10 protein-coding genes are annotated in these 12,571 nt (G+C 39.3%); 4 read left to right on the forward strand and 6 right to left on the reverse strand.

Annotated elements, in window-relative coordinates:
* Window positions 1-50: 50 nt before the first annotated feature.
* Window positions 51-1,265 (reverse strand): sodium/glutamate symporter, encoded by a 1,215-nt coding sequence (gene gltS / locus LG402_RS19365; protein ID WP_166539117.1) that lies wholly within the window; start codon window positions 1,263-1,265, stop codon window positions 51-53.
* A gap of 241 nt (window positions 1,266-1,506) precedes the next feature.
* On the opposite strand from gltS, the gene LG402_RS19370 reads away from it, so the two are divergent.
* The 3 genes from LG402_RS19370 to LG402_RS19380 all read left to right on the forward strand — a co-directional run bounded on the left by LG402_RS19370 (window position 1,507) and on the right by LG402_RS19380 (window position 5,103).
* A complete protein-coding gene (locus LG402_RS19370; protein WP_166539118.1) occupies window positions 1,507-2,898 on the forward strand; it encodes a uracil-xanthine permease family protein in 1,392 nt (463 codons plus the stop codon).
* 201 nt (window positions 2,899-3,099) lie between these two features.
* Complete coding sequence (locus LG402_RS19375; protein ID WP_166539119.1) at window positions 3,100-4,776, forward strand: AsmA family protein; 1,677 nt, start codon at window positions 3,100-3,102, stop codon at window positions 4,774-4,776.
* Between the two features lie 87 nt (window positions 4,777-4,863).
* Window positions 4,864-5,103 carry a hypothetical protein gene (locus tag LG402_RS19380; RefSeq protein WP_072068827.1) on the forward strand — a complete coding sequence of 80 codons (240 nt, stop codon included), beginning with the start codon at window positions 4,864-4,866 and terminating at the stop codon, window positions 5,101-5,103.
* Window positions 5,104-5,184: 81 nt separating this feature from the next.
* Here the strand turns inward: LG402_RS19380 and rluF are convergent, their stop codons facing one another.
* The 5 genes from rluF to typA all read right to left on the reverse strand — a co-directional run bounded on the left by rluF (window position 5,185) and on the right by typA (window position 10,661).
* Complete coding sequence (gene rluF, locus LG402_RS19385; RefSeq protein WP_166539120.1) at window positions 5,185-6,066, reverse strand: 23S rRNA pseudouridine(2604) synthase RluF; 882 nt, start codon at window positions 6,064-6,066, stop codon at window positions 5,185-5,187.
* A 194-nt stretch (window positions 6,067-6,260) separates the two neighbouring features.
* Window positions 6,261-7,175, reverse strand: coding sequence for a fatty acid biosynthesis protein FabY (fabY, locus tag LG402_RS19390; protein WP_109408962.1), 915 nt, complete (start codon window positions 7,173-7,175; stop codon window positions 6,261-6,263).
* 36 nt (window positions 7,176-7,211) lie between these two features.
* Entirely contained in the window at window positions 7,212-7,649 is a 438-nt protein-coding gene (gene dtd / locus LG402_RS19395) for a D-aminoacyl-tRNA deacylase (protein WP_072068830.1), read from the reverse strand.
* A gap of 67 nt (window positions 7,650-7,716) precedes the next feature.
* Window positions 7,717-8,334 carry a glucose-1-phosphatase gene (yihX, locus tag LG402_RS19400; RefSeq protein ID WP_109408963.1) on the reverse strand — a complete coding sequence of 206 codons (618 nt, stop codon included), beginning with the start codon at window positions 8,332-8,334 and terminating at the stop codon, window positions 7,717-7,719.
* A gap of 491 nt (window positions 8,335-8,825) precedes the next feature.
* Complete coding sequence (typA, locus tag LG402_RS19405) at window positions 8,826-10,661, reverse strand: ribosome-dependent GTPase TypA (protein ID WP_166539122.1); 1,836 nt, start codon at window positions 10,659-10,661, stop codon at window positions 8,826-8,828.
* Between the two features lie 359 nt (window positions 10,662-11,020).
* Between typA and glnA the strand changes: the two genes are divergently transcribed.
* Window positions 11,021-12,430: a glutamate--ammonia ligase gene (glnA, locus tag LG402_RS19410; protein ID WP_072068833.1), complete on the forward strand. Its 1,410-nt coding sequence runs from the start codon at window positions 11,021-11,023 to the stop codon at window positions 12,428-12,430.
* The last annotated feature ends 141 nt before the right edge of the window (window positions 12,431-12,571 follow it).

The raw sequence follows: 12,571 nt of genomic DNA on the forward strand, positions 1-12,571 counted from the left end.
ATTGGGGTGCAATTTAATACAGAGATATTTCTCAAGTTATAACGGTAAAACTATCCCGCTATCGGTGTAAAGAATGGTAGCAGTAGATACAGTTTGATCACTATCGCATTCACAATATCAATAAAGAATGCCCCTACCATTGGTACGACTAAGAACGCAAGATGAGACGGTCCAAAACGATCTGTAACGGCTTGCATATTAGCAATCGCTGTTGGTGTTGCCCCTAAACCAAAACCACAGTGACCTGCCGCTAAAATCGCCGCATCGTAGTTTTTACCCATCACACGGAATGTCACAAAAATAGCGTACAACGCCATAACACCCGCCTGAACACCAAGAATAACCAGCATTGGGATCGCCAGTGAAGCCAGTTCCCATAATTTTAGACTCATTAATGCCATCGCTAAAAATAACGATAAACTCACGTTACCTAAAACTGACACAGCTCTATCAAAAACACGGTAGAACCCAAGCATTGAAAGGCTATTACTTAAAATAACACCAATAAATAGAACGCACACAAAGGTTGGTAGTGAGAATGCCGTGCCTTCTAATAATTGAGAAAGGAATGTACCCGCCATTAAACAGATAGAGATCATCGCAATAGTTTCTAACAATACCATTGAAGTAATCATTCTACCTGTAGTGGGTTTCTCAAACGCCGTTGGCATTTCATGATCATCAGCGCCAAGTCCTGGTGTTGGAATATTCTTGATTAAGTAACGTGCAACTGGGCCACCAATCAATCCACCTAAAACCAAACCAAAGGTTGCACACGCCATTGCGACTTCAGACGCACTCATGAAGCCATAACTTTCAACGAACGTTTTACCCCAAGCAGCCCCTGTACCATGACCACCCGATAATGTAATCGAGCCTGCAAGTAATCCCATCAAAGGATCAAGGCCTAACATTTTCGCCAATGCAATACCGACTGTGTTTTGCACTAGCAACAACCCAACAACAACAAAGATGAAAATAAAAAGTGCTTTTCCTCCCGCTTTTAAGCTCGCGAGGTTCGCGTTTAAACCGATTGTTGCAAAGAAGGCTAGCATTAATGGATCTTTAAGTGAGAGATCAAAACTCACTTCCCAATCCATAAAAGATTTAAATACTAATAAAAGAACTGCAACAAGTAGCCCACCTGCAACAGGTTCTGGGATCGTATACCGTTCTAAAAAAGGAACAGATTTCACTAACTTACGTCCGATCAAGAGAACCAAAGTGGCCGCAACCAGCGTGCCATAAACATCAAGATGATACATTTATGTACCCCGTCTTATTTGTTAATTTTATATAAAAATACTACGACGCTAAGTTCATCCATAAACAACGCCAAAAGCAGGTATCCCCGATTAGAAAAAAAAATGGCGACAAACACAAGTTAAAACATATAAAAATGTGAGCGCCTCTTATGCATTTTGATAACATCATTTTCACGCAAACGATTGCTTTTGTGGCGTAGATCATTAAAATACCGTTTTTGTCGAATAAGAAATTCACACCATGGTTACTTCAGAAAATCAAAAATTGCCTAAAGATAGTGATGTTTCAGTTAAAAAAAATAGCGAGCTTCTTTTTGCTTTAGAAGAAAAACCGCCATTAGCTCAAACGCTTTTTGCCGCTTGCCAACATCTTTTAGCCATGTTTGTCGCAGTTATCACACCTGCGATCCTCATTTGCCAAGCCTTAGGATTACCTGCACACGATACCCAACGCATTATCAGCATGTCTTTATTTGCATCAGGAATTGCCTCTTTAATACAAATTCGTGCATGGGGACCAATTGGTTCAGGATTATTATCGATTCAAGGAACTAGCTTTAACTTTGTTGCTCCTTTAATTATGGGAGGATTAGCACTGAAAAATGGGGGGGCTGATATCCCAACAATGATGGCAGCCCTTTTTGGAACATTAATGGTCGCCTCATTAACAGAAATCGTTCTTTCACGCGTACTTCATTTGGCAAGACGTATCATAACGCCTTTAGTATCTGGTGTGGTCGTGATGATTATTGGTCTCTCATTAATTCAAGTGGGATTAACCTCTATTGGTGGCGGCTATGCTGCTATTGAAAATAATACTTTTGGTTCGCCACAGAACTTATTATTAGCAGGCTCGGTCCTCATTGTTATTATTTTACTGAATCGACAAAAAAATCCTTATTTGCGTGTTGCCTCTTTAGTCATAGCTATGGCTGTGGGTTATATTCTTGCTTGGGCTCTGGATATGTTGCCAACACCAGTAGAACATCAAGAAACGCCAATGATGATGATCCCTGAACCGTTTTATTATGGGCTATCATTTGATTGGCATCTGCTTATTCCCTTAATGCTCGTGTTTATGATCACCTCACTGGAAACCATTGGCGATATCACAGCCACGTCCGATGTCTCTGAACAACCGGTTAGTGGCCCTGTTTATATGAAACGTATTAAAGGGGGGGTCTTAGCTAATGGAATTAACTCCATGGTATCAGCATTTTTCAATACCTTTCCAAACTCCTGTTTTGGTCAAAATAACGGTGTTATTCAATTAACGGGTGTTGCCAGTCGTTATGTGGGTTATGTTGTGGCGGCCATGTTGGTTGTTTTGGGTTTATTTCCTTTCGTTGCAGAATTTGTACAACAAATTCCTGAGCCTGTATTAGGTGGTGCTACGCTTGTTATGTTCGGCACCATAGCGGCATCAGGTGTACGTATTGTTTCTAAAGAAGCGCTAAATCGCCGAGCAATTATGATCCTGGCGATTTCACTAGCCGTAGGATTAGGGGTTTCCCAACAGCCTCAAATATTGCAGTTTGCTCCTGATTGGCTAAAAACATTGCTATCATCAGGTATTGCTGCTGGTGGATTAACTGCAATTATTTTAAATCTAATTTTCCCTCCAGAAAAATAAACCCTAAAAACGGAACAGCGGAAAAACATAAACGCCATTTTTCTCACTGAGAAATGGCGTTTTATTTTTATCTTATTTATATCGCTTACATTAATAAACAGGTGAAATAACGTAGATTTACCCGATGAATACTTGAGCATCGCTTAGTTTTCAGGCATAACTGTATAATGTTTTGATGGAGTATAAAACAGGAGAAGGGCAATGCGCTGGCTGATGAAAAGTATGGTATCTCTGATACTTATCGTTATTTTATTTATTATTATAATTTACGCTTTTATTCAGACTCAGTGGGGAGCGCAAAAGACAAGTGAATGGCTAACACAATATACTGATTACGATATTCGCTTCTCAGGTATTGAACATGACCTCATGCAGCCCGAACAAGTTATTGTTCATGATCTCTCTGTTAACCCTAAACAAGACAAAACAACTGTCTTCGCAAAATCAGCACAAATTCGATTTAATTGGCAATTTTTTACTGCTCCTTCTCACCTGCAAAAGATTACATTAGAAAATGGCAATATTGAATTTACCAATAAGGCTCCATCAATACCGTTAAGCGCTGATATTCTGCAATTTAAAAATATGATTTTAAACAGTACCAATACGGATTTTTCTTTCGAAGCAAACAAAGTGACGGGGGGAATTACACCTTGGGCACCTACATCGGAAGATTTTATTGGAGCTGGCCATTTTCAATTTTCCATTGCTAATGGCGCAATAAATAATAATGAATTCAGTAACTTCATTATTTCTGGTCAATATCAACCAAATAATATTCAAATAGAAAAACTAGGAACGCGTTTACTTAATGGCTCACTCTCATTAAGTGGTCAATATCAAGATAATCAATGGAAATTTGATGAAGTTTATATGAATGGCCTACGTTGGCAATCCTCTCAAACCTTCAGTGATTTAATACAATCAATCTCTAAATACCCACACATTAGCATAAGAGCGCTTAATATTATTGATTTTACGGCTGAAGGAAAACAGTGGGCAGTAAGTGGTTTTGATGGTCAATTTTCTCAATTTGATTGGGATAAAAACCTCACATTCACAATGGGTGAACTCAACGCAAATGACGTTGTTTTTCAAGATGAACATTTCACTGATCTTATCGCAAAACTGAATCAGCAAAACAATCAGCTCAATCTAGATAACCTCAGCCTACGCTATGAGAAAGGCTTAATTAAACTTGCAGGTGATTGGAATAAAGACTCGAAAACTATCTCTATTCATGAAGCGACACTTTCAGGCCTTTTATACACACTCCCTGAAAATTGGCTCACTTTTTTAGCTAAACCTATTGATAACAGCAGTGATATTCAAAATATTACTATCGAACAGTTATCCATAAACCAATCAATTTTAATTGATATTACACCAGAGTTTCCTTTCCAATTCACAGGGTTAACAGGAAAACTGCAAAATTTAATTATTGCAAAAGAAGGTGAATGGGGATTATGGCAGGGTTCAGCTATATTAAATGCAGATAGTGGGACATTAAATAGAATTGAATTACGTCGACCTGATCTACACCTTGTCACTCAACAAGATAATGCAATTGTTGAGCAATATTCGGCCTTTATTGGTGATGGTATTGTGCGAGGCTCAGCAGGTTTAGTGCAATCTAACCAACAACGTCAGTTCTCACTCATTGCTAATGGGCTCAATGTGCCTTTATCAACGCCTTATACATTAGGTTTAAAAACAACCTACTCTGATGAAATAGGCCAATTCACACTAAAATTGAAAGGTAATTTACGTGCGAGCCCAGTGATATCAACACTCAATGGTACGTTGACTGGAAGTAAAGGTGAGCAACAAATACTCAATTCAGAAATACAAAATGGTGAAATAATTAATCATCTATAATATTGATCTTTCGCAGGAGCACGGATTGCTCCCTTAATAAAAAGCGTTACAATGCGCTATTGCCCTTTTCTTTATTGTGGAGTTTTCATGTCTGACGAAGATTTTTCCCCTGAAAAAATATCTTTAAACACGTTTCAACAATCTCCTTTAACTGCACTTGAAGATAACAGCACACTGCTTGTGTGTGATGACAACAAAACTCCGTTGTTCTATTGCCTCTCTAAAGAAGACTATGACGCCTTAATTGAACGGGTTATGGATGCCGAACTTGCAGCGATTGTGCTTGAACGTCGCCAAAATAAATTAGATGAGTTGAATTTAGACTAATTTTATTGATGCCTAAATAGAACAAACAAAAAACACCCTTTCAGGTGTTTTTTTGTTTTTATCGCATCTACAGAGATGAAATTAGCGTTTTTTCTTTTTTCGACCCGGTTGAACAAAGCGCTTACGAGAGTTATTTTCCGTTTCTTTGGTTTTTGTTTGAGGAATATGAATACCCAAGGTTTTTGCATTACTACTGATTTGTTTTTTAGGTTTACTTTGTTTTGCTTTTGGTGGTGCTTCAGACGTTGATTTTTCAATCGCTTCAAATAAGGTAATCAGTTCATCATCGGTCAGGTCACGCCATTCACCAACAGGCAATCCCGATAAGCTCACATTCATAATACGAATACGCTCAAGCTTAGTGACCTCATAACCAAAATATTCACACATACGGCGAATTTGGCGATTTAGCCCTTGAACTAAGGTAATACGAAACACCATTGGTGCTTCTTTCTTCACCTTACATTTCTTGGTTTTTTGTCCCATGATAGGAACGCCTGCACTCATTCCATGAATAAACTCATCGGTGATCGGTTTATTCACTGTCACAAGGTACTCTTTTTCGTGATCGTTACCTGCACGTAAGATTTTATTAACTAAATCACCGTGGTTAGTCAGGAAAATCAATCCCTGTGAATCTTTATCTAAACGGCCAATTGGAAAAATACGGGTACTGTGGTTAACATAATCAACAATATTATCTTTTTCGCCATCATCTGTGGTACTGACAATACCCACAGGTTTATTCAGCGCAATCAGCACCAGCTCAGAATTATCTTGTGCTTCAATCAATCGACCATTAACTTTGACTTCATCGCCAGCAAATACTTGATCGCCGATACCAGCGCGTTTGCCATTAATAAGGACAAGTCCTTGCTCAATATAACGGTCAGCCTCACGACGTGAGCAGATCCCGCTTTCACTGATATATTTATTAAGACGAGTAGATAAATTGGTGTCCATGCTTCCCTCCGTAAACTGCGAAATATACATCAATTGGATCGCGATAGAAACACTTTGCCATTCTCCTCGCCCTAAAGGACAGAGTTTTGTGGCTCACCTAATAAGATAAGCATTAAAGTATAGATTAATTATCCACATTCTTTAACGCAAAAAAGATAAAAAATCATTAAATTCAATTAATTAACTTTAACCATCTAACATTGCTTGTTTTGTGCAGGTAAAACAATATAAGTACCACTAAAAACAGCACCAACTCCTTCATCACCGCAAATATCGACATCTAACTTAATACGTGCCTTACTCCCCTTTGCTAATCGTCCTAAATCACCACTTAAATTTTCCATATCAGCAACGGCAGCAGGACGCCCAGAAACAGGTTTACGATAACGAATATGGGCATCCACCAGCACAATATCACCTTGTAATTTATGCTCTTGCATTAATAACCAAATCAATCCCCAACCTGTTAAGGTGGCAAGTGAAAATTGGCTACCAGCAAAAATGGTGTGATGGGGATTTTGATTTCCCGCTTCTGGGATAGTGGTATAAAAACGAGTTCCCGTATATTGAGTGATGCGTAATCCCATTTTTTCACTTAATGGGATATGTTGATGCCACTGTTTTTGTAATTCAGCACACCAATCAGGCCGATGAAGAATATCATCTAAGGACTCAATACTTTTTTTCATAAAGAAATGCTTTATGGGTGTTGTTTGCGGACCTGTAACTAGGCCACAATTTTCATAACCCAATTTTTCAAAGAAGCTTACAGACTCTTCTCTTGCACTGCACACGATCCGTTTTATACCTTCTTGGCGAGCCAATGACTCTAGCGCCATGGCAACAAGAGTACCTAAGCCTTTACCTTGCGCATCAGTACGTACCGCCATAAAGCGGATAGCCCCTTCGTTATCCGCATTAATATAAAGTCGCCCAATTGCAACGGGTTGCCCTGTTTCATCAACAACCATTTGGTGATGAGCAAAGGTATCATACCCGTCTTTTTCAGAGCCTTCAGGTTGATGTAGAGGTTTACGAAGCATTTCCCAACGAAAAGCATAATAAGCCTCAAATTCGGCCTCTGTTTTTGGGGTTCGTAAATGGTACATATCTGAGCTCCTTTTTACATCACTACATGTTTGACGTTATACCTGCAACCAGAAGGTAACAGGGCCATCATTAGTCAGTGTGATTTGCATATCTGCGGCAAATTGGCCTGTTTGCGTTTCTAAGCCTTGTAGCTGGCACTGTTCAATAAAGTAGTGATAGAGATTTTTCGCTAATTCTGGCGGCGCGCCGTTTGAAAATCCTGGGCGCATTCCTTTTTGTGTTTCTGCGGCAAGAGTGAATTGAGAGACAACTAATAAACTGCCACCAGCTTGTTGCACATTTAGGTTCATTTTGTCGTTTTCATCACTAAAGATGCGATAACCGCACACTTTTTCACATAATCTTTTGGCTTTCTGTTCGTTGTCGTCTTTCTCTACACCTAATAAAACCAATAAGCCTTGATTAATAGCGCCCACTGTTTCACCGGCAATATCCACGTTTGCCTGTGTCACTCGTTGAATTAACGCGATCATACTCTCTCCAAAATGAATCAATAAAAAAGGATAACAAATTCAATATATTGTTATCCTTACAATAGCATTATTCTTCTACCGGGAGAGAAAAATCATAATCTTTAAAATAGTCAATGATGGTTTGTTTATCAATGACATGCACACCTTTTATTCCCACAGCAATGGCAGCATCAACGTTGGCTTTTACATCATCAAAGAAAACGGCATCTTGTGCTTCAATATCTTCAGACTGTAAAACATATTTATAGATTTCAGGATCAGGCTTTCTCATTCCAATATCTTGAGATAGATAGAGAAAATCTGCGGAAGCTGCAATTTCAGGATAGTGTTCTGGCCAATAATCTTGGTGTAAGCGATTAGTATTTGATAATACCACAACCCGATGTCCTTGCTCTCTTAATTTATTCATTATATCAATGACTTCGGGGCGAACTGCGATAAAAATAGCCTGCCATCCTTCAGCAAACTGTTCAAAGCTTAAATTCATGCCTAATTCTGAACTGATTTCTTCTGCAAATTCGATGTCTGTAATATTGCCGCGTTCGTGTAATTTAAAGATCTCTCCTGTGGTGAAGTTCTTTTTTATGTTCGCTAATGGAACACCACTGAGTTTACTCCATACTGCGAATACCCGGTTAAAATCGATATCAATAATCACATTACCCATATCAAAGATATAAAGCATAAATCCTCTCCATAATAGAAAACTCATTTTACTTTAATCATAAATCGCTTTACTGAACAGGCTTAAACGCTAAAAAAGTACAATAATCACACTTAATTTTTTTGTAAAACATAAAACCAGAATAGGGAGAGACGAAAAATGAGACTAAAAGCATCATTATCTATAATGCATAATAGGGTGGATGATGATTTTTGATATTGATACCAGAAAACAACTTATAAGTTGTATTTTGAGTAATAAACAACACTTAAGTTGTAAATTTAACTTGAGGAAGAAAAACTTATGCGATGGTAAATAAACCACCGCATTCGTCTTATAGTACTGATAGTACCTATACTCTAAATAATTTGAATTACAGATAGGCGGGGAACATAGATAAACTATGTAACTCGACTAGTTGAGTGTAATCAACACCCCTGTAACTTAAAGTATGACGAGTATAAACTCAGGGCGCTAACGCGCCCTAAGAATTATGTTATCAGAATAATGAATTAGTCTTTGCTACGGTAAGCACGACGACGATCATTTTCTGACAGATAACGCTTACGCAGACGGATAGACTGCGGAGTTACTTCAACTAACTCATCGTCATCAATAAATTCTAATGCTTGTTCTAATGTTTGTTTCAGGTGTGGAGTCAGCGTTGTCGCCTCATCGGTACCAGAAGCACGCATGTTAGTTAGCTTTTTACCTGTTAAACAGTTTACTGTTAAGTCATTAGAGCGAGTATGAATACCAATTACTTGGCCTTCATAAACTTCTGCACCATGAGTAACAAATAATTTACCGCGGTCTTGTAAGCTATACAGTGCGTAAGCAACGGCTTTACCTTGGCCATTAGAGATCATAACACCGTTATTACGGCGACCGATTTCACCTGGGCGAACATCATCATAATGACTGAATGTTGCATACAGTAAACCAGTACCTGATGTCATGGTCATAAATTCAGTACGGAAACCAATCAGACCACGGCTAGGGATAATGTAGTCTAAACGTACACGTCCTTTACCATCTGGTTGCATATCGCGCATTTCACCTTTACGCTCACCCATCGCTTGCATCACATCACCTTGGTGCTGTTCTTCAATGTCGATAGTAACTTGTTCGAAAGGCTCTTGTTTACGGCCGTCAATATCACGGAAGATAACTTTAGGACGAGATACACCTAATTCGTAACCTTCACGACGCATATTTTCAATCAGAACTGACAGGTGAAGCTCACCACGACCTGATACACGGAATGCATCTGGATCTTCAGTTTCTTCTACACGTAATGCAACGTTATGGACTAACTCTTTTTTCAGACGATCTAAAATCTGACGAGAAGTCACGAATTTACCTTCACGACCACAGAATGGTGAAGTATTAACACAGAAATACATGCTAACAGTTGGTTCATCAACGGCTAATGCAGGTAGCGCTTCAACAGCACCGACTTCACAAATCGTATCAGAGATATTCAGTTCACCTAAACCAGTGATTGCGATGATATCGCCAGCTTCAGCAACATCAACTTCGATACGCTCTAAGCCTAAATGGCCTAGAACTTTACCGACTTTACCGTTACGGGTATTACCTTCGCTATCGATGATAGTCACTTGTTGGTTAGGTTTAACCTTACCACGCTTAATACGACCGATACCGATAACACCCATGTAGTTGTTGTAGTCCAACTGAGAAATTTGCATCTGGAATGTGCCTTCCAGATCCACTTTTGGTGGCTCTACATATTTGACAATAGCTTCATATAACGGAGTCATATCTTCAGCCATGTCATTGTAATCTGTTCCCGCAATACCATTTAATGCAGATGCATAGATAATTGGGAAATCAAGTTGTTCGTCAGTTGCACCTAAGTTTACGAACAGGTCAAATACCTGATCAACAACCCAGTCTGGACGCGCACCAGGGCGGTCAACTTTATTGATAACAACAATAGGTTTTAAGTTGTTAGCAAATGCTTTTTGTGTCACAAAACGAGTTTGTGGCATTGGGCCATCCATCGCGTCAACCAGCAATAGAACGCTGTCTACCATAGACATAACGCGTTCTACCTCACCACCGAAGTCGGCGTGTCCTGGGGTATCTACGATATTGATACGATAGTCATTCCATTTAATCGCTGTATTTTTCGCAAGAATAGTAATTCCGCGCTCTCTTTCGAGATCATTTGAGTCCATCACGCGCTCAGCAACGGTTTCACGTTCACCGAACGTACCAGATTGCTGTAGTAATTTATCGACGATAGTTGTTTTACCATGGTCAACGTGGGCGATGATGGCGATATTACGCAAGTTTTCGATCACAAAATTTGCCTCAGGCATTGTAGAAATAAGCGCAGTATTGTACACGCTTTAGACGAGAGACTAAACAAGATCACAATAATGATTGCTTAACAATATGCAATTAATTGAATTGTGATCCTTTTCACGCCTCAGAATTTAGTAGCATCCGTTCGTTTGCACCAAAATAGTGCAACTAATTAGGCTTAACTTGCACCAACTTTGTGCAATAATTAAAAAATCACAGGAGATATTCTACACTAAACTTCATCAATACAGTATATATCCCTTTTTAGATAAGTTGGCATGCTTTTCGCAATAGAATTTAGGTGAGCAAAAAATTCACCGAAAAATGTGTAAGGCCACTGCACTCAATAAAACCATTCGCCAGGAGAGTTCCTATGTCCCTTGAACATGTGTTATCCATGATTGAAGAACATAAAGTTAGATATATTGACTTACGTTTCACTGATACCCGCGGTAAAGAACAACATCTTACTATTCCGGCTCATCAGGTTAACGATGATTTCTTTGAAGAAGGAAAAATGTTCGATGGTTCCTCTATTGGTGGCTGGAAAGGCATTAACGAATCAGACATGGTACTGATGCCAGATGCAACAACCGCAATGCTCGACCCATTCTTTCAAGATCCAACCCTGATTATTCGTTGTGATGTGCTAGAACCGGGCACAATGAAAGGTTATGACCGCGATCCACGCTCTATCTCAAAACGTGCTGAAGATTATTTAAAATCAAGTGGTATTGCAGACACCGTATTATTTGGGCCAGAACCTGAATTCTTCCTGTTTGATGATATTCGTTTTAAAAACGATATTTCAGGTGCTTCTTACGCTATCAACGATATTGAAGCAGCTTGGAACACCAACACAAAATATGAAGACGGTAACAAAGGGCACCGCCCTATGGTTAAAGGCGGTTATTTCCCACTGCCACCTGTTGATTCATCACAAGATATTCGTTCTACCATGTGTAACATTATGGAAGAAATGGGCTTAGTGGTTGAAGCACACCATCATGAAGTGGCAACAGCAGGTCAAAACGAAGTGGCGACTCGCTTCAATACCATGACCAAAAAAGCAGATGAAACCCAAATTTATAAATACGTGGTACAAAATGTAGCTCACGTATTTGGTAAAACAGCGACCTTTATGCCAAAACCTCTCGTGGGTGATAACGGTTCAGGTATGCACTGCCATATGTCACTGTCTAAAAACGGTGTAAACCTGTTCGCGGGCGATAAATACGGCGGATTATCTGAAATGGCGCTGTATTACATCGGCGGTATTATCAAACATGCTCGTGCACTCAATGCGTTTACTAACCCAACAACTAACTCTTATAAACGTTTAGTTCCGGGTTTTGAAGCTCCTGTTATGTTGGCTTACTCCGCACGTAACCGCTCGGCATCAATTCGTATTCCAGTGGTTGCCAGCATGAAAGCACGCCGTATTGAAGTACGCTTCCCTGATCCTTTAGCAAACCCTTATCTCGCGTTTGCAGCTCAGTTAATGGCTGGTCTTGATGGAATTATCAATAAAATTCACCCTGGTGATGCTATGGATAAGAATCTCTATGACTTACCACCAGAAGAAGCCAAAGAGATCCCAACTGTCGCAGGTTCACTAGAGGAAGCATTAAATACACTGAATGCCGATCGTGAGTTCTTAACTCGTGGTGGTGTATTTACTGACGATGCTATTGATGCTTATTTAGAATTATTACGTGCAGATGTTCAACGTGTACGTATGGCTCCACATCCTCTTGAATTTGAAATGTATTACAGCGCTTAAGATAAGTTTTACCGATAAAAACTTAAGCCAAGATGTAAAACTGTTTTTTTTTGCCGTGAAGCTATTTTGCCCATCTTCGGATGGGCACTTTTCTCCCACTTAAGGAGTCCGTCTATTCACTTACGCATTGGTTCATTAATG

Source organism: Proteus sp. NMG38-2, assembly GCF_020640995.1.
GTDB lineage: Bacteria > Pseudomonadota > Gammaproteobacteria > Enterobacterales > Enterobacteriaceae > Proteus.